The sequence below is a fragment of the Streptomyces sp. NBC_00448 genome (assembly GCF_036014115.1).
In the GTDB taxonomy this organism is placed as follows: Bacteria; Actinomycetota; Actinomycetes; order Streptomycetales; family Streptomycetaceae; genus Actinacidiphila.
The window spans coordinates 2423164-2442087 of the sequence record NZ_CP107913.1; the positions used below are offsets into that span (position 1 = coordinate 2423164).

At 72.2% G+C, this 18924-nt stretch carries 14 protein-coding genes and 1 tRNA gene; 6 read left to right on the plus strand and 9 right to left on the minus strand.

The window, feature by feature from the left end; all coding sequences use genetic code 11:
- Positions 1-25: 25 nt before the first annotated feature.
- From OG370_RS10310 to OG370_RS10325, 4 genes are all read right to left on the minus strand, one after another.
- Entirely contained in the window at positions 26-1000 is a 975-nt protein-coding gene (locus OG370_RS10310; RefSeq protein ID WP_328462819.1) for a slipin family protein, read from the minus strand.
- A gap of 28 nt (positions 1001-1028) precedes the next feature.
- On the minus strand, positions 1029-1394 hold the full coding sequence (locus OG370_RS10315) for a tetratricopeptide repeat protein (protein WP_328462821.1): 366 nt from the start codon (positions 1392-1394) through the stop codon (positions 1029-1031).
- A gap of 185 nt (positions 1395-1579) precedes the next feature.
- Positions 1580-2191 (minus strand): dephospho-CoA kinase, encoded by a 612-nt coding sequence (gene coaE / locus OG370_RS10320; RefSeq protein WP_328462823.1) that lies wholly within the window; start codon positions 2189-2191, stop codon positions 1580-1582.
- A gap of 43 nt (positions 2192-2234) precedes the next feature.
- The gene (locus tag OG370_RS10325) at positions 2235-3170 is read right to left on the minus strand and encodes a PAC2 family protein (RefSeq protein ID WP_328462825.1); all 936 of its coding nucleotides are present in this window, start codon (positions 3168-3170) and stop codon (positions 2235-2237) included.
- Between the two features lie 212 nt (positions 3171-3382).
- Between OG370_RS10325 and OG370_RS10330 the strand changes: the two genes are divergently transcribed.
- Positions 3383-4423, plus strand: coding sequence for a right-handed parallel beta-helix repeat-containing protein (locus tag OG370_RS10330; RefSeq protein WP_328462827.1), 1041 nt, complete (start codon positions 3383-3385; stop codon positions 4421-4423).
- Between the two features lie 79 nt (positions 4424-4502).
- On the opposite strand, the gene rpsA is transcribed toward OG370_RS10330, so the two are convergent.
- Positions 4503-6002, minus strand: a complete 1500-nt coding sequence (rpsA, locus tag OG370_RS10335; RefSeq protein WP_328462829.1) for a 30S ribosomal protein S1 — start codon at positions 6000-6002, stop codon at positions 4503-4505.
- Positions 6003-6298: 296 nt separating this feature from the next.
- On the opposite strand from rpsA, the gene OG370_RS10340 reads away from it, so the two are divergent.
- Complete coding sequence (locus OG370_RS10340) at positions 6299-7132, plus strand: class I SAM-dependent methyltransferase (protein ID WP_328462831.1); 834 nt, start codon at positions 6299-6301, stop codon at positions 7130-7132.
- Positions 7129-9714 carry an ATP-dependent RNA helicase gene (locus OG370_RS10345; RefSeq protein ID WP_328462833.1) on the plus strand — a complete coding sequence of 862 codons (2586 nt, stop codon included), beginning with the start codon at positions 7129-7131 and terminating at the stop codon, positions 9712-9714. Before OG370_RS10340 ends, OG370_RS10345 begins: the two co-directional genes overlap by 4 nt.
- A 143-nt stretch (positions 9715-9857) precedes the next feature.
- On the opposite strand, the gene OG370_RS10350 is transcribed toward OG370_RS10345, so the two are convergent.
- The gene (locus OG370_RS10350; protein WP_328462835.1) at positions 9858-11114 is read right to left on the minus strand and encodes a lytic transglycosylase domain-containing protein; all 1257 of its coding nucleotides are present in this window, start codon (positions 11112-11114) and stop codon (positions 9858-9860) included.
- Between the two features lie 375 nt (positions 11115-11489).
- Positions 11490-14156, minus strand: coding sequence for a DNA polymerase I (gene polA / locus OG370_RS10355; RefSeq protein ID WP_328473964.1), 2667 nt, complete (start codon positions 14154-14156; stop codon positions 11490-11492).
- Between the two features lie 192 nt (positions 14157-14348).
- On the opposite strand from polA, the gene OG370_RS10360 reads away from it, so the two are divergent.
- A complete protein-coding gene (locus OG370_RS10360; protein ID WP_328462837.1) occupies positions 14349-16634 on the plus strand; it encodes an FdhF/YdeP family oxidoreductase in 2286 nt (761 codons plus the stop codon).
- 116 nt (positions 16635-16750) lie between these two features.
- Positions 16751-17230 (plus strand): PaaI family thioesterase, encoded by a 480-nt coding sequence (locus OG370_RS10365; RefSeq protein ID WP_328462839.1) that lies wholly within the window; start codon positions 16751-16753, stop codon positions 17228-17230.
- Between the two features lie 14 nt (positions 17231-17244).
- Here OG370_RS10365 and OG370_RS10370 read toward each other — a convergent pair whose 3' ends face one another.
- Both OG370_RS10370 and OG370_RS10375 read right to left on the minus strand, forming a co-directional pair.
- Positions 17245-17994, minus strand: coding sequence for a transcriptional regulator (locus tag OG370_RS10370; protein WP_328462841.1), 750 nt, complete (start codon positions 17992-17994; stop codon positions 17245-17247).
- A 105-nt stretch (positions 17995-18099) separates the two neighbouring features.
- Positions 18100-18174: transfer RNA gene (locus OG370_RS10375), tRNA-Leu, on the minus strand.
- Positions 18175-18278: 104 nt separating this feature from the next.
- Here OG370_RS10375 and OG370_RS10380 point away from each other — a divergent pair.
- On the plus strand, positions 18279-18917 hold the full coding sequence (locus OG370_RS10380; RefSeq protein WP_328462843.1) for an ANTAR domain-containing response regulator: 639 nt from the start codon (positions 18279-18281) through the stop codon (positions 18915-18917).
- Positions 18918-18924: the final 7 nt, after the last annotated feature.

The window sequence follows — 18924 nt, forward strand, 5'->3', positions numbered from 1 at the left end:
CCCGGCTCCCGTCCCCGGCCCCCGCTCACTCCTCGGAGCTGCGCGGGTCGGGGATCTGCGGGCGGCCCGCGGCCCGGGGCAGTTCGGCCGGGGCGGGTGCGTCGGGTTCGGTGAGCGCGGCGCGCTCGGCCTGGGGATCGGCCTTCGGGCCGGCTCCGGCGACCTGCTCGCCGGCCGACCCGGCCTCCGCCTCGGCCGGCGCCCCCTGCTCGGCGCCGCCCGTACCGCCGGTGCCCCCGGTGCCGCCCGCCGCCCGGTCGAAGAAGCGCAGCATCTCCACCGGGAACGGCATGACCAGCGTGGAGTTCTTCTCCGCAGCGACCTCCACCACGGTCTGCAGCAGCCGCAGTTGCAGGGCTGACGGGTTGGCGTCCATGGTCTTGGCCGCCTCGGACAGCTTCTGCGACGCCTGGAGCTCACCGTCGGCGGTGATGATGCGCGCCCGCCGCTCCCGGTCGGCCTCGGCCTGCCGGGCCATGGACCGCTTCATGGACTCCGGCAGCGCCACATCCTTGATCTCGACCCGGTCGATGTGCACGCCCCACCCGGTGGCAGGGGTGGACAGCATCAACTCCAGCCCCTCGTGCAGCCGCTCCCGCCCCGACAGCAGGTCGTCCAGGTCGCTCTTGCCGATGATCGAACGCAGCGAGGTCTGCGCGACCTGAAGCATCGCGAACTGGTAGTTCTGCACGTCGACCGTGGCCCGGATCGGGTCGATCACCCGGAAGTACAGCACGGCGTCGACCCGCACCGACACGTTGTCGCGGGTGATGCCGTCCTGCGCGGGCACCGGCATGGTGACGACCTGCATGTTGACCTTCGTCATGCGGTCCATGAACGGCACCAGCATGCGCGGGCCCGGCTCCTTGGGCAGCGCGTTGACCCGACCGAAGCGGTAGATCACCCCGCGTTCGTACTGCTTCACCACCTTGACGCTGCTCATCAGCCCGATCACGCCGATGACGGCGAGGATGATCACAAGGACGACGACGGCTTCCATGCCCGGGCCCCTCTCGCAGGGCAGTAGGTCAGTTCGCGTCGAAGCGGGCAGCGGCCAGGTAGTCGGGGCGCGGGTCGAGCGCGGCGGCGAGCCGGAAGTGTCGCTGGGCCTCGGCGGAGCGGTTGGCGCGCTCCAGGGTACGGGCGAGCGCGAAGTGCGCGAAGGCGTTGTCGGGTTCCCGTTCGAGAACGATCTGGAACTCCAGCTCGGCCGGGCGCAGTTGGGCCGCGGCGAAGAAGGCGCGGGCGCGCAGCAGGCGGGCCGCGGTGTTCTCCGGGTGGGCGGCGATCACGGGGTCGAGGAGCTTGACGGCACCGCGCGGGTCGCGGGCGGACAGCAGCTGCTCCGCGGCGCGGTAGTCGATGACGAGGGTTTCCGGGGACCGCTCTTGCAAGGCCGCCTCCCTGGAATCGGGCACGGGTGACGAGTGATCGTCTGGTCAGACATACCCAACACAACCAGCGGCAACCGCATTCCCGACGGCATCCCGCCCTGCTCGGCCCCGCCCTCACCTGCCCGCTCCGCCGGCTCGGCCCGGTCCCTATGACCCTTGCCCCGCCGCGCCCGCCCCGTAAGGCCCTACGCCCCCGCGGACCCACCCGCGCGTTCCCGCAGCTTCCGCCAGACCTCCCGCACCTGCGGTTCGAGGTCCTCCAGCGGCCCGTCGTTGTCGATCACCAGGTCCGCGATCGCCAGTCGCTCCTCGCGGGTGGCCTGCGCGGCCATCCGGGCGCGGGCCTCCGGTTCGGCCATGCCGCGCTGCCGGACCAGCCGGTCGAGTTGCGTGGCGGGGGCGGCGTCCACGACGACCACCAGGTCGTAGCGCGGGGCGAGGCCGTTCTCGGTGAGCAGGGGGACGTCGTGCACCACGATCGCGTCCGGGCCCGCGGCCTGCTGGAGTTCGGCGGAGCGCTCCGCGACCAGCGGGTGCACGATCGCGTTGAGCGCCTTGCGGCGCTCCTCGTCGGCGAAGACGATCGCGCCGAGCTTCGGGCGGTCCAAGCCGCCGGTCTCGCTCAGTACGCCCGGGCCGAACTCCTCGACCACCGCGGCCAGTCCGGGCGTGCCGGGCTCGACCACCTCCCGCGCGATGCGGTCGGCGTCCACCACGGTCGCGCCGTACGACCCGAGCAGGCGCGTCACCTCGCTCTTGCCGGCACCGATGCCCCCGGTCAGCCCCACGTTCAGCATGTGCAGAGCTTAACGGGACGGCTCCGGCGCGCGGGCTGCCGGCTCAGCGCCCGTCGTCTTCCTGGTCGGCGAGGAACCGCTCGAACTCGGCGGCCAGGTCGTCCGCGGAGGGCAGGTCCACGGGTTCGGCGATCAGGCTCTCGCGGTTCTGCGAACCGGCCACCGCGTCGTACTGGCTCTCCAAGCCGCGGACGACGGAGACGAGTTCGCCGTCACCTTCGGCGACCTGGCGGTCGATCTCGACGCGGACGGTGTGGGCCTCGCGGCGCAGCGCGTGCGCCACGTCGGGCAGCACCAGCCCGGTCGCGGCGGTGATGGTCTCCAGGACGGCGAGCGCGGCGTCGGGGTAGGGCGAGCGCGCGAGGTAGTGCGGCACGTGGGCGGCGACGCCGAGGACGTCGCGGCCAGCTTCGGCGAGCCGCAACTCGACCAGGCTGGCGGCACTGCCGGGGACCTGCGCCTCGTCGAACCAGGCGCGGTGGCCGGGCATCAGGTCCACCCGGTTGCCGTGCGGGGTCAGGCCGACCGGGCGGGTGTGCGGCACGCCCATCGGGATGCCGTGGAAGTTGATGGCCAGTCGGACGCCGAGCCGCTCGATCACCTGGAGCACGGCGGCACTGAAGCGTTCCCACTCCACGTCCGGCTCGGAGCCGGTGAGCAGCAGGAACGGCGTGCCGGTGGTGTCCCGCACCAGGTAGAGGTCGATGCAGGGCGCTTCGTACGACGACCAGTGGTCGCGCTCGAAGGTCATCAGCGGGCGGCGCGCGCGGTAGTCGACCAGGCGGTCGGCGTCGAAGCGCACGACGAGCTGGTTGTCGAGCCGGTCCAGCAGGTGCTGCGCGATCTGCTGGCCGGTCTCGCCGGCGTCCATGTAGCCCTCGAAGTAGTAGAGCAGGACGGGCCCGGCGTCGCCGACCGCTTCGTCAACGGCTTCGGCACCGCCCGGTTCGTACGCGTACAGCCCCTGCGGATCGCCCACGGTGATCGTCCTCCCTCGGTCCTCGTCAGCCACAACGAACCGTATCCGCCTGCCATTCCCGCGCACGCGGGCCAACCGGTTTCCGGCCGGGGCCGGTTCCCACCCTTGACCGGCCACCGGACCGCCCCTACGGTCGCGACACGCCGCCGTTGTTCATGATGGCGGCCATCGTCCACATACCTGACACGTGCCTGAATCCGAAAGGTGTTCGGATGCGAACCCCTGCGCTCCCCCACGCGCTCCCCCACCCGTTCCTCGCGCTGTCCGCGACCGGCGCGCTGCTGGCCGTCGGCTGCCTGCTCCCGGCCGCCACCGCCACCGCGGCACCCGCCTCCGCCACGGCGGGCACCACGGCCACCACCGCCGGCGCCGCGGCACCTGCCGACACCGTCGAGGTCACCACCGCCAAGGAGCTCAAGGCCGCGCTCACCGCGGCCGCGCCCGGCCAGACCATCCACCTCGCCGACGGCACGTACACCGGCAACTTCAAGGCGTACACCCCGGGCACCGCGGACGCCCCGATCACGCTCACCGGCTCCTCCGCCGCGATCCTCAGCTCCTCCGGCGGCTACGGCCTCTACCTGGACGGCGCGAGCTACTGGAACGTGGACGGGCTGACCATCACCGGCGGCCAGAAGGGCATCGTCACCGACACGGCCGACCACGTGGTGATCGACTCGGTGACCGTGCACGACCTGCAGATGGAGGGCGTGCACTTCCGCACCTCCAGCACGGACGACGTGATCCGGAACTCCCGGATCTACAACACCGGCCTGCAGCGCCCCGGTTACGGCGAGGGCGTGTACGTCGGCACCGCCAACACCCTGGACGACAAGAGCGACCGGGTGCAGATCCTCGACAACGTCATCGGCCCGAACGTCGGCGCCGAGAACATCGACCTCAAGGAGGGCACCACCGGCGGCGTCGTCTCCGGCAATACCTTCGACGGCAGCGGCCTGAGCATGACGAACTACGACGACTCGTGGGTCGACGTCAAGGGCAACGACTACACGATCACCGGCAACCACGGCAGCCGCACCATCAACGACGGCTACCAGACCCACACCCAGCAGCCCGGCTGGGGCTGCGGCACCGTCTTCCGCGACAACGACTCCGACCTCACCGGCTCGACCGGCGCGAACCAGCTCGCGATCGACGTCACCAACGCGTCGGCCGACTGCCCCACCACCGTCTACGGCTCCAACACCGTCACCGGCGGCAAGGGCCTGACCGACATCGCGGTCACCCCGTAGGCCGGCGGAAACGGCGGTGGGCCCGCACCTCTCGGGAAGAGAGGTGCGGGCCCACCGTGGAGCCTTGGAGCGGAGAGCGTCAGCTCTGGCCGCCCGCGAGCTTCTCGCGCAGTGCGGCGAGCGCCTCGTCGGAGGCGAGGGCGCCGCTGCTGTCGTCGGACTCCGAGGAGTACGAGCCGCCACCGGTGCCCGCAGCCGCCGCCGGGGAAGCGGAGCCGGCCTCGGCCGCCGCCTGCTCGTCGGCCTCGCGGGACTTGATGACCTGCGCCTGGTGCTGCTCGAAGCGGGCCTGGGCCGTGGCGTACTGGCCCTCCCACTCCTCGCGCTGCTTGTCGTACCCCTCGAGCCAGTCGTTGGTCTCGGGGTCGAAGCCCTCGGGGTAGATGTAGTTGCCCTGGTCGTCGTAGGACGCGGCCATGCCGTACAGGGTCGGGTCGAACTCGACCGAGGCCGGGTCGGCGCCGAAGGACTCGTTGGCCTGCTTGAGGGACAGCGAGATCCGGCGACGCTCCAGGTCGATGTCGATGACCTTGACGAAGATCTCGTCGTTGACCTGGACGACCTGCTCGGGGATCTCCACGTGGCGCTCGGCCAGCTCGGAGATGTGCACCAGACCCTCGATGCCCTCGTCCACGCGGACGAACGCACCGAACGGAACGAGCTTGGTGACCTTCCCGGGCACGACCTGCCCGATCTGGTGGGTCCGGGCGAACTGCTGCCACGGGTCCTCCTGGGTCGCCTTCAGCGACAGGGAGACGCGCTCGCGGTCCATGTCGACGTCCAGGACCTCGACCGTGACCTCCTGGCCGACCTCGACGACCTCGGAGGGGTGGTCGATGTGCTTCCAGGACAGCTCGGAGACGTGCACCAGGCCGTCGACCCCGCCGAGGTCCACGAACGCACCGAAGTTGACGATCGAGGAGACGACGCCGGAGCGCACCTGGCCCTTCTGCAGGGTGGTGAGGAAGGTCTGGCGGACCTCGCTCTGGGTCTGCTCCAGCCAGGCACGGCGGGACAGGACCACGTTGTTGCGGTTCTTGTCCAGCTCGATGATCTTCGCCTCGAGCTCCTTGCCGACGTACGGCTGGAGGTCGCGGACCCGGCGCATCTCGACGAGCGAGGCGGGCAGGAAGCCGCGCAGGCCGATGTCGAGGATGAGGCCGCCCTTGACGACCTCGATGACGGTACCGGTGACGATGCCGTCCTCTTCCTTGATCTTCTCGATGGTGCCCCACGCGCGTTCGTACTGCGCGCGCTTCTTCGAGAGGATCAGGCGGCCTTCCTTGTCCTCCTTCTGGAGAACAAGGGCCTCGATCTCATCGCCCACGGCGACGACCTCGTTGGGGTCGACGTCGTGCTTGATGGAGAGTTCCCGGGAGGGGATGACACCTTCGGTCTTGTAACCGATGTCGAGCAGGACCTCGTCCCGGTCGACCTTCACGATGACGCCGTCGACGATGTCGCCGTCGTTGAAGTACTTGATCGTCTCGTCGATCGCGGCGAGGAAGGCTTCCTCGTTGCCGATGTCGTTGACCGCCACCTGCGGGGTGGTGCGAGGGGCCTCGGTGCTGCTCGTCATTAGGGAAAGGACTCCGGTACGGACAGTAAGTCGTAGGTACTGCTACGCCGGGAGCCTTTTTCTACCTGCCGCCCCCACCGACTCGTGGGGGCCCGAAGCCGCTAGGCCGAGGGTTCTGCAACAGTTCGAGCGTGGCCTGCTCCGTCTGAGGCGCGCAGGCTCGCAGCGCAACTTGTAGCATACGGGGGCAGCCGGGCACGGTCAATGCGCGAAGAGGCACAGCAGGCGCATAACGGACCGAACCGACCCAACCCCACCACCCGCTGGTCTTCTCAGAGAGTACGACGACTGCCGCGATGATCCAAGGACCCGAACCCGAAGCGACCCGGCGCACCGCGGGGACCACGGAGAGCAGCCGGGCGAACCGCCGGTGGTGGGACCGCAACGCCGACGAGTACCAGCGCGAGCACGGCGACTTCCTCGGCGACGACCGCTTCGTGTGGGGCCCGGAGGGGCTCGACGAGGCGGAGGCCGGGCTGCTCGGCCCGGTCGGCGGGCTCAAGGACCTGGACGTCCTGGAGATCGGCGCCGGCGCCGCCCAGTGCTCCCGCTGGCTCGCCGCGCGCGGCGCCCGCCCGGTCGCCCTCGACCTGTCCCACCGCCAGCTCCAGCACGCCCGGCGGATCGACCTGGACGACGACGCCGGCCCGGCGAACGGGAACGCGCCCGCCCTGGTGCAGGCCGACGCCGGCACCCTGCCCTTCGCCGACGCCTCCTTCGACCTGGCCTGCTCCGCCTACGGCGCGCTGCCCTTCATCGCGGACACCGCACGCGTGCACCGCGAGGTGGCGCGGGTGCTGCGGCCCGGCGGCCGGTGGGTGTTCTCCGTGACGCACCCGGTGCGCTGGGCCTTCCCCGACGAGCCCGGCCCCGAGGGCCTGACCGCCGTCTCCTCCTACTTCGACCGGACCCCCTACGTCGAGCAGGACGACCGCGGACTGGCCGTCTACGTCGAGCACCACCGCACCCTGGGCGACCGGGTGCGGGAGATCGCCGCGGCCGGGCTGCGGCTGGTCGACGTGGTCGAGCCGGAGTGGCCGGCGTGGAACGACCAGGAGTGGGGCGGCTGGTCCCCGCTGCGCGGACGGCTGCTGCCGGGCACCGCGATCTTCGTCTGCCTCGCCCCGTGATCCGGCCGCGGCCCGAGGGCCTGGCGCTGCCGGTCGCACCGGTGGTGCCCGCGCTGCTGGCCGCGCTGCGGGAACGCGGCCGCGCGGTGCTGGCCGCGCCGCCCGGGACCGGCAAGACCACGCTGGTACCGCTGCTGCTGGCCGCCGAGTTCGGCGGGCGGGTGCTGGTCGCCGAGCCCCGGCGGATGGCCGCGCGGGCCGCCGCCCGGCGGATGGCCTGGCTGCTCGGCGAGGAGGTCGGCGGCATCGTCGGCTTCACGGTGCGCGGCGAGCGGCGGGTGTCTGCGGCCACCGCCGTGGAGGTGGTCACCACCGGGGTGCTGCTCCAGCGGCTGCAGCGCGACCCCGAACTGGGCGGCGTGGGCACGGTGATGCTCGACGAGTGCCACGAACGGCACCTCGACGCCGACACCGCGACGGCCTTCCTGCTGGACGTACGGTCCGTGCTGCGGCCGGAGTTGCGGCTGCTGGCGGCCTCCGCGACGACCGACACCGCGGCGTGGGCGGCGCTGCTGGACGGCCCGGTCGTCGAGGCCGAGGGAGTGCTGCACCCGGTGACGGTGCGGTGGGCGCCGCCGCCCCGCCCGGTACGCCCTCCGCACGGCATGCTGGTGGACCCGGCGCTGCTGGACCACGTGGCGGCCACCGTGCGCCGCGCGCTGGGCGAGCAGGACGGCGACGTGCTGTGCTTCCTGCCCGGCGCCGGCGAGATCGCCCGGGTGGCCGGGATGCTCGGCGGACTCGGCATCGACGTCCTGCAAGTGCACGGGCGGGCGCCCGCCGCCGTGCAGGACGCCGCGCTCGCCGCCGGGCAGCGCCGCCGGGTGCTGCTGGCGACGTCCGTGGCCGAGTCGAGCCTGACCGTGCCCGGAGTGCGGGTCGTGGTGGACTGCGGGCTCGCCCGCGAACCGCGGATGGACCACGCACGCGGCCTCGGCGCGCTGACCACGGTGCGGGTCTCCCGGGCCGCCGCCGACCAGCGGGCCGGCCGCGCGGGCCGGGAGGCGCCCGGCACCGTCTACCGCTGCTGGGCCGAGGCCGAGCACGCCCGGCTGGCCAGGCTGCCCGCGCCCGAGATCGCACTCGCCGACCTCACCGCGTTCGCGCTCCAGGCCGCCTGCTGGGGCGAGCCGGACACCACCGGGCTCGCGCTGCTCGACGCTCCCCCGCCCGGCGCCCTGGCCGCCGCGCAGGCCACGCTGCGCGGGCTCGGCGCCACCGACACCGCCGGGCGCGCCACCGACCGCGGCAAGCGGCTCGCGCTGCTCGGCCTGCACCCCCGACTCGCCCGCGCCCTGCTGGACGCCGCCCCCGAGGCGGGCGCCGCCCGCGCCGCGGAAGTGACCGCCCTGCTGTCGGAGGAGCTTCCCGGCTCCTACGGCTCCGACCTGACCGGCGCCTGGCACCGGGCCCGACGCGGCGGTGACCCGTACGGCGCCCGCTGGCGTTCCGAGGCCCGCCGCTTGGAGGGCGCCCTGCGCGCCTCGTCCCCGGCAGGCACCGGCAGGGGTACGGGCCGCGGAACCGTCAAGGGTGCCGGTACGGGCAAGGGTGCCGGCACGGGCAGGGGCGGCGGTACGGGCAGGGGCGGCGGTACGGCTGCCGGCGCGGGTGGGCTCACGGACGACGCGGTGGCCGGGCTGGTCGCCGCGCTGGCCTTCCCGGAGCGGGTGGCGCGGCGGCGCGGGCCGGGCGCGTACCTCATGGTCGGCGGTACCGCGGCGGAGGTCGCCGGCGGCATCGGCGAGGCGGAGTGGATCGCGGTCGCGGTCGCCGACCGGAGCGCGGGCCGGGCCGGCGCCCGGGTGCGGGTGGCGGCCGTCGTCGACGAGGGCATCGCCCGGCAGGCGGCCGGCGACGCCCTGGAGTCGTACGAAGAGGTGCGCTGGCGGGACGGCGACGTGGTCGCGCGCCGCGTGGAGCGGCTGGGCGCGGTCGAGTTGGGCACCGCGCCGCTGCGCCGCCCCGACCCGTCCGCGTTGCGCGCCGCGCTCCTGGAGGGCCTGCGGGCCGAGGGCACCGGGCTGCTGCGCTGGTCGCGCGAGGCGGGCGAGCTACGGCAGCGGATGGCGTTCGCGCACCGGATGCTGGGCGGGGCGTGGCCGGACGTCGCCGAGGAGGCGCTGCTGGCGCGGGCCCCCGAGTGGCTGGGGCCCGAGCTGGCCGCCGCCCGGCGCCGCGCCGACCTCGAACGCGCCGACGCCGGCGCCGCGTTGAACCGCCTGCTGCCCTGGTCGACCGGCGAGGCGGCCCGCTTCGCCGCTGTGGTACCCGAACGGATCAAGGTCCCGACCGGGTCCCGGGTCCGGGTGGACTACAGCGGCGAGCAGCCCGTACTCGCCGTCAAGCTCCAGGAGTTGTTCGGGCTGCGGGACACCCCGACCGTGGCCGGGGTGCCGGTCGTCATCCACCTGCTCTCCCCCGCCGGGCGCCCGGCCGCCGTCACGGCCGACCTCGCGTCCTTCTGGCGCGAGGGGTACCGGGCGGTCCGAGCCGAGCTGCGCGGGCGCTACCCGCGCCACCCATGGCCCGAGGACCCCTCCACCGCCCAACCCACCCGCGCGGTACGCCCCCGAAAGTAGGGAGCCGCACACACCAAGGGGCGCGTGGGGGTTCCACCCAGGCGAAGCTCTGGGGGAGAACTGCGCGCCCGACCATCCACCGGCAGGTGATCCCTGAACCGACAGAACCACCCGCCCCGGAGGGTCATGTCACCTGGCCCCGGTTACGGCTTGAGCGCTGCCCCGGTAGCCGCGCCAGCGGTGTTGGTGGGGTCGGGGGTCCCCGTACCGTCGCTGCCGTCACCGCTGCCCGCGCCGTCGGTTCCGCAGGGGTCCGGCGTCGGCGTGGCCGTGCCGGAGTCCGTCGGCGTCGGCGTGGCCGTCGGCGTGGCGGTGCCGGAGTCCGTGGGAGTGGGCGTCGTGGAGTCCGTGGGGCAGCCCGGGTCGGTCGGGTCCCCGGTGGGCGGCGTGGTGGGCGGGTCCGTCGGGTCCCCGGTGGGCGGCGTGCTGGGCTGGCCGCCGGTCGGGCTGCCCGTCGGGCTGGACGAACCCGGCGAGGTCGGCGCCACGGTGCCGCCCACACTCTTCGTCGGCGACGGAGACGGCGACGCGGTGCCCGAGGGCGACGGCTTCGGGGAGGACGTCACCGGAGCCGGCGCCTTGATCGCGGGGCCGGACGAGCCCGGACGGTCCGGCACGGAGACCGTGCCGCCCTGCCGGAAGTGCTCGTACCAGGCCATCACCAGGTTCAGGTAGTCCTGCGAGTGGTTGTAGCCGAGGATCGCCCGGTCCATGTCGCCCGGCACCGCCAGGTTCCGGCCGTCGGCGCACAGGTAGTGCGCGGCGGCGAGAGCGGCGTCGAAGATGTTGTTCGGGTCGCTCACCCCGTCGCCGTTGCCGTCCGCGCCCCACGTGCGCCAGGTGGACGGGATGAACTGCATCGGCCCGACCGCCCGGTCGTGCACCGGGTCGCCGTCGTACCGGCCGTTGTCGGTGTCGGTGATGTTCGCGAAGCCCTTGCCGTTCAGCACCGGGCCGAGGATCGGCTTGTACGTGGTGCCGTTCGCGTCGACGGCGCCACCGCGGGCCTGCCCGGACTCGACCTGCCCGATCGCGGCCAGCAACTGCCACGGCAGGTGGCAGCCCGGGTCGGACTGCGCGACCGACTCCTGTGCGCGCTCGTACGCCGCGAGCACCGTCGTCGGCAGGCTCGCGCCGCCGCCGGGCACCGTCACGGTCGTCCCGCTGCCGCTGCCGGGGGTCGAGGCGACCGGGCCCTGCGGCGTGTTGAGCGGGGGAAGTTGGGTGACGTACGGGGAGTCGCCGTCGATGGAGCCGTCGGGCGTCGCGCCCGCCTGGGCCTGCGACTGCTGCTCCTGCGTGGCGGCATGAGCGACCGGGAGGAGGCCGGGAGCCTGTGAGGCTCCCAACGCGGCCATCGCCGCGGCGGCCACCGCGGTGCCCGCCGCTGTCCTGCGCACCCTCTTGCTCTTACCGAAGCGCCGCGCTGCCATATCGGCGTCCCTCCCCAAAGCGAGATACGGGCCCGTCCCGGCTCCGCAACTCGGATGACCCTACGGCAACTTCAGCCCCCCGACTACAGGGTCCCGATGAATCCACAGGGTACGGATGTGGTCCGTTGGGTGCGGGACCCACCGGGCTGCCCCCTTCTGCCGGTTCAGGGACCACCTGCCGGTGGACCGTTGCGCACGCAGTTCTCCCCCCAGAGCTTCGCCTGGGAGGTACCCCCACGCGCCCCCTGGTTTGTGCGGCTCCTCCGCGAGAAGAGCGTCACCCACCCACCGGCAGGCGGTCCCTGAACCGACGGAACCACCCACCCCGGAGGGTCCCGTTGACTAATGCGCCGCGGACTCCCAGTCAGGACCCGCACCCACGGACACATCGAGCGGAGCACGCAGCGGGTACGCCGTGGACATCTCGCGGCGGACCAGCGCCTCCACCTGCTCACGCTCGCCCGGGGCGACCTCCAGCACGATTTCGTCGTGCACCTGGAGCAGCATCCGCGAGTCGAGCTGCTGCTCGGTCAGCGCCTCGTCGACCCGGAGCATCGCGATCTTCACGATGTCCGCGGCCGACCCCTGGATCGGCGCGTTGAGCGCCATCCGCTCGGCCATCTCCCGGCGCTGCCGGTTGTCGCTGTTCAGGTCAGGGAGATAGCGGCGGCGGCCGAGCAGCGTCTCGGTGTACCCGGTGCCGCGGGCCTCCTCGACGGCGCGGTGCAGATAGTCCCGCACCCCGCCGAACCGCTCGAAGTACGTCTCCATCAAGGCACGCGCCTCGGCCGCCTCGATCCCCAACTGCTGCGACAGCCCGAACGCCGACAGGCCGTACGCCAAGCCGTACGACATCGCCTTGATCTTGCGGCGCATCTCCGCGTCGACCTTGTCCCGCTCGACGGAGAACACCTGGGAGCCGACCGTGGTGTGCAGGTCCTCACCGGAGGTGAACGCGGCGATCAGGCCGTCGTCCTCCGACAGGTGCGCCATCACCCGCAGTTCGATCTGGCTGTAGTCCGCGGTGAGCAGCGACTCGTACCCCTCGCCGACGACGAAACCGCGGCGGATCGCCCGGCCCTCGTCGGTGCGCACCGGGACGTTCTGCAGGTTGGGGTCGGTGGAGGACAGCCGCCCGGTGGCCGCGACGGTCTGGCTGAACGTGGTGTGGATACGGCCCTCGGGCGCGATCGTCTTGACCAGGCCCTCCACGGTGACCCGCAGCTTCGCCTGCTCACGGTGGCGCAGCATGATCACCGGCAGCTCGTGGTCGGTCTGCCCGGCCAGCCAGGCCAACGCGTCGGCGTCCGTGGTGTAACCGGTCTTCGTCTTCTTCGTCCTGGGCAGGCCCAGCTCGCCGAAGAGCACCTCCTGGAGCTGCTTGGGCGAGCCGAGGTTGAACTCGTGGCCCACCGAGGCATGCGCCTCCTCCACCGCGTGCCGCACCGCGCCCGCGAACTGCTCCTCCAGCCCCTCCAGATGCGCCCGGTCCGCCGCGATCCCGGCCCGCTCCATCTTCGCCAGCAGCGCCGACGTCGGCAGCTCCACGTCATGCAGCAACTCGGCCGCGCCCACCTCCGGCAGCCGCTGCCCGAACACCTCGCCCAGGTCCAGCACGGTCCGCGCCTGCACCATCAGCGCCTCGGCGGCGGCCGCCTCTCCGTCGTCCTCCTCGCCGAACGCCAACTGGCCGCTGTCCGAAGCCGCCGGCGCCAGCTCACGCCCCAGGTACTCCACCGACAGCACGTCCAGCGCGAACGACCGGCGGCCCGGCTTGATCAGGTACGCCGCCAGCGCCGTGTCCATCCCGACGCCCTCCACCCGCCAGCCGTGCTCGGCGAAGACCCGCATCACGTTCTTCGCGTTGTGCACCACCTTGGGCCGCTCGGCATCGGCCAGCCACGCCGCGAACGCCTTCTCGTCCGCCCCGTCCAGCTGCGCCGGGTCGAACCACGCCGCGTCCTCGCCCGCGGCCAGCGCGACCTGGGTGACACCGCCCGAACCCAGCGCCCAGGTGTCCACGCTCGCCAGCCCCACCGGGCCCTCGGCATGCGACTCCAGCCAGCCCGGCAGCTCGCCGGCCGACAGCACCTCGCCCTCGACCGCCACCCCCTCGGCGATCTCCGCCTCCTCCGCGGCCGCACCCGGATCGGCGGCGAACAGCCGCTCCCGGAAGTTCGGATTGCGGAACTCCAGCGCGTCCAGCACCTGGCCCAGTGCCTCGCGGTCGTACGGCTCCCGGCCCAACTTCTCGGCACCCGCGGGCAACGCCACGTCCCGCACCATCTCGGTCAGCCGCCGGTTCAGCTTCACCGCGTCCAGATGGGCCCGCAGGTTCTCGCCCGCCTTGCCCTTCACCTCGTCGACCCGCTCGCACAGCTCCGCGAACGAACCGAACTGGGTGATCCACTTCGCCGCGGTCTTCTCCCCCACCCCCGGGATACCCGGCAGGTTGTCCGACGGGTCACCGCGCAGCGCCGCGAAGTCCGGATACTGCCTCGGCGTCAGGCCGTACCGCTCCTCGACCTTCGCCGGGGTGTACCGCGTCAGCTCCGATACGCCCTTGGTGGGGTACAGCACCGTGACATGGTCCGACACCAGCTGGAACGAGTCCCGGTCACCGGTGACGATCAGCACCTCGTAACCCAGCGCCTCCGCCTGCGTGGCCAAGGTGGCGATGATGTCGTCGGCCTCGAAGCCCTCCACCGCGAACCGCGGCACCAGCATCGCGTCCAGCAACTCCCCGATCAGCCCGACCTGCGAGCTGAACTCGTCGGGGGTCTTCGACCGCGTCGCCTTGTACTCCGGGAACTCGTCGAACCGCCACGTCTTGCGCGACACGTCGAACGCCACCGCCAGGTGCGTCGGCTGCTCGTCACGCAACGTGTTCGCCAGCATCGACGCGAACCCGTACACCGCGTTCGTCGGCTGGCCCGTGACCGTGTTGAAGTTCTCCACGGGCAGCGCGTAGAACGCCCGGTACGCCAGCGAATGCCCGTCGAGCAGCATCAGCCGCGGTCGGTCGGTCGTCTTCTTCGATCCGGATACTTTCTCAGCCACGATCCGATCCTCCCACGCCCCACCGACACTCCCTTCTTTCGCCGCCGGCCCGCCGGCTACCACGGGTGGGCCGGGAGGGTGTTCGTGCCCACTCGGGGACCGAAGGGCCCGGAGGCGAGCCGGCGGCAATACAGTGGCCGTATGGCGAAGAAGCCCCCCACCGGTGACCCTGTCCAGGACGCGCCGCACGTCGGCGCGCCGAAGCACGCCGCCGCGGGGCTGCCCGCGGTCGCTCGGAGCATGAAGATCGCCGAAGCCCAGATGGGCGCCAGAAGAACCGCGCTGACCCTGCTGAAGGTCAACCAGAAGAGCGGCTTCGACTGCCCCGGTTGTGCCTGGCCCGAAGGCGACCACCGCCACACGTTCGAGTTCTGCGAGAACGGCGCGAAAGCCGTCGCGGAGGAAGCGACACTGCGTCGGGTCACCCCCGACTTCTTCGCCGCGCACCCCGTCTCCGACCTGGCCCGCCGCAGCGGATACTGGCTCGGCCAGCAAGGCCGCATCACCCAGCCGATGTACCTGCCCGAAGGCGCCGACCACTACGAAGCCGTGCCCTGGGAGCGGGCGTTCGAGATCATCGCCGGCGAACTGGGCGCCCTGGACAGCCCCGACGAAGCCGTCTTCTACACCTCGGGCCGCACCAGCAACGAAGCCGCCTTCCTCCTCCAGCTCTTCGCCCGCGCCTTCGGCACCAACAACCTCCCCGACTGCTCCAACATGTGCCACGAGTCCTCCGGCTCCGCCCTCACCGAGACCCTCGGCGTCGGCAAGGGCAGCGTCCTGCTGGAAGACCTCCACCGCGCCGAACTGATCATCGTCGCGGGCCAGAACCCCGGCACCAACCACCCGCGGATGCTCTCCGCCCTGGAGAAGGCGAAACGCGGCGGCGCCCGCATCGTCACCGTCAACCCGCTCGCCGAAGCCGGCACCGAACGGTTCAAGAACCCGCAGACCGCCATCGGCCTGGCCGGCCGCGGCACCGCGCTGTCCGACCTGCACCTGCCCATCCGGCTCGGCGGCGACCAGGCCCTCTTCCGCGCCCTGGGCCGCCTCCTCATAGAAGCCGACGCCCTCGACCACGACTTCCTCACCACCCACACCCACGGCTACCAGCAGTACGAAGCCGCCGCCCGCGCCACCGACTGGACCGAGGTCGAACGCGCCACCGGCCTCACCCGCGCCGAGATCCACGAACTGCACGCCCTCGTCCTCGACGCCAAGAGCGTCGTCGTCTGCTGGGCCATGGGCCTCACCCAGCACAAGCACGCCGTCCCCACCATCCGCGAAGTCGTCAACTTCCTGCTGCTCGGCGGGAACGTCGGCCGCCCCGGCGCCGGCGTCTGCCCCGTCCGCGGCCACTCCAACGTCCAAGGCGACCGCACCATGGGCATCTTCGAACGCCCCGCCCCCGCCTTCCTCGACGCCCTGGAGAAGGAGTTCGGCTTCGCACCGCCCCGCCACCACGGCTACGACGTCGTGCGCGCCATCCGCGCCCTGCGCGACGGCACCGCCAAGGTCTTCCTCGCCATGGGCGGCAACTTCGTCTCCGCCTCCCCCGACACCGACGTCACCGAAGCCGCCGTCCGCACGGCACGGTTGACCGTCCACGTCTCCACCAAGCTCAACCGCTCCCACGCCGTCACCGGCGCCCGCGCCCTGATCCTGCCCACCCTCGGCCGCACCGAGAAGGACCGGCAGGCCGGCGGCGACCAGTTCGTCACCGTCGAGGACTCCATGGGCATGGTGCACGCCTCCCGCGGCAACCTCGCCCCCGCCTCCCCCCACCTGCTCTCCGAACCGGCCATCGTCAGCCGCCTCGCCCGCGCCGTGCTCGGCCCCCGCCACGCCATCCCCTGGGCCGACTTCGAAGCCGACTACGACCGGGTGCGCGACCGCATCGCCCGCGTCGTCCCCGGCTTCGACGACTTCAACACCCGCGTCCGCCACCCCGGCGGCTTCACCCTCCCGCACGCCCCCCGCGACAGCCGTACCTTCCCCACCGCCACCGGCAAGGCCAACTTCACCGCCGCGCCCCTGGAATACCCCGAAGTCCCGGCCGGACGGCTGCTGCTCCAGACCCTCCGCTCGCACGACCAGTACAACACCACCATCTACGGCCTCGACGACCGCTACCGCGGCATCAAGGGCGGCCGCCGCGTCGTCCTCGTCCACCCCGACGACGCCACCGCGGCCGGCCTCGCCGACGGCGACTACGCCGACCTCGTCAGCGAGTGGACCGACGGCACCGAACGCCGCGCCGACGGCTTCCGCGTCGTGCACTACCCCACCCCCCGCGGCTGCGCCGCCGCGTACTTCCCCGAGACCAACGTGCTGGTGCCGCTCGACCACACCGCCGACACCAGCAACACCCCCGCGTCGAAGTCCGTGGTGATCCGGCTCGAACCCCACGGCCCCGGCAGGCCCTGACTCCGGCCGACCCCGACCCGGCCCGACCGGACCCCGACCGGCCCGCACTCCCGCCCGGCCCCTTACCCTCGACCTGCACGAACCGGTGGCACAACCGCAGAACGGAGCCGACCCGCATGGGCGAGCAGACCCCCACCCAGTTCTCCCCGCAGACGCTGGCGCAGTACGCCGGACTCGGCATCGACCTGCCCGCGCTGTTCTCGGCCGGCCCGCTCGGCAGCCGGATGGGCATCCGGATCACCGAGGCCGCGGCCGACAAGGTGGTGGGCACCATGCCCGTCGAGGGCAACACCCAGCCGTACGGGCTGCTGCACGGCGGCGCCTCCGCGGTCCTGGCGGAGACCCTCGGGTCGGTCGGGGCGATGCTGCACGGCGGGCCCAACAAGATCGCGGTCGGCGTCGACCTCAACGCGACGCACCACCGCAGCGTGCGCACCGGCACGGTGACCGGGACCGCCACTCCGGTCCACCGCGGGCGCTCCTCGGCCAGCTACGAGATCGTCATCACCGACGACGCCACCGGCAAGCGCGTCTGCACCGCCCGCCTCACCTGCATGCTCCGCCCCGCCTCCCCGCCCGCCCCCACAACCGCCTGACCCGCCGACGGGCCTCAGTACTTGGGGCCCACGTGCAGGTCCATCACCGCGACACAGGCACGCCGGGCGACGGAGATGTTCCGCGCCTCACCGCGTCTACGGGTCTCGGTCCACACCACGCCGACGCGGTCGAGCGCGGCCGTGAACAGTCCCCGGATGTCGGCCGAGGTGTTGGTGAAGAAGTACCGCGGGTATTCGTAGCGCTTCGGCAGCCCTCCGACCGTCCGCACGGTCCAGTTGGTGACCCGGCAGCCGTCGGAGTGGATCAGCCCGCAGATGAACTCCCACGGGTACGCGGCCACGATCTCCTGCTGCCAGGGCTCCAGTGTGATCTTCCGCTCGTGTTTCCGCCCGGGACCGTGCTGGGGGAAGACCGCCGGCCACTGCTTGCTCATCGACGTGACCTGCACACAGCCTTGTTGGGCCACTCGGAAGACGGCACCGCCCGGACGGACCGCGCGGATCGCCTCCTCGCAGGCGTCGATGAGTCCGGGCCAGGCGTTGCCGCAGGCGATCCGCAGCGCATGCACCCCGCGCCGGTGGGCGCTGATGCAGCCGTCACCGAGGTAGAGGCCGAGCAGGTACGGATACGCGGGGCCGTCCGTCCGCAGCGGCGTCGCTCCCCGGCGGACCGGCTTGATGCCGTGGTCGCGCCAACTCCTGAGCGCGGCGCGCGATATGCCGGTGGACCGGCTCACCGAGTTCAGGCTGCGACCGGTGGCCACCTGCGCCAGCGCATGGCGTCGAGTCGCGGAATCGTACATATGAGCCATGATCGACGCGTGATTGGATCACGGAAGGGGACGCCGGGGAGATTCACCCGATCGGCGTACGCCGAAAAGGCGCCAGCCTTCGAATCGAAGGTAAAGTGCCCCGAGTCGGACTCGAACCGACACTGTATGGGTTTTGAATCCATTGCCTGCTGCCAATTGGGCTACCGGGGCCTTCAAAACAGAGGTCAGCTTACCACCTCCGTATTCAAACTCTACCCGAGCTGGGTAGGCTCAGGTAGCAGGATTCGACGCCATGACCCGAGGAGCACCGCACCGTGAGCGCCCCCGACGAGCCCACCCCCGCGCAGGACGACGCTTCCGCGCATGTGCCGCCCGTGACCACGCGTGTCGTCATCGCCGAGGACGAGGCGCTGATCCGGCTGGACCTGAAGGAGATGCTGGAGGAGGAGGGCTACTCCGTGGTCGGGGAGGCCGGCGACGGCGAGGTGGCGGTGAAGCTCGCGCAGGAACTCCACCCCGACCTGGTGATCCTGGACGTGAAGATGCCCGTGCTGGACGGCATCAGCGCGGCGGAGCAGATCGCCGGGGAGAAGCTGGCACCGGTGCTGATGCTGACCGCCTTCTCGCAGCGGGAGTTGGTGGAGCGGGCCAGGGACGCGGGCGCGATGGCGTACCTGGTGAAGCCGTTCACCAAGAGCGACCTGGTGCCGGCGATCGAGATGGCGGTGAGCCGGTTCCAGGAGCTCCGCGCCCTGGAGCTGGAGATCGCCGATCTGTCGCTGCGGCTGGAGACGCGCAAGCTGGTGGACCGGGCGAAGAGCGTGCTGCAGACGAAGTACGGGCTGAGCGAACCGGCGGCGTTCCGGTGGATCCAGAAGACGTCGATGGACCGCCGGATGTCGATGCAGGCGGTGGCGCAGGCGGTCATCGACGAGGTGACGGAGAAGGACTGACCGGACT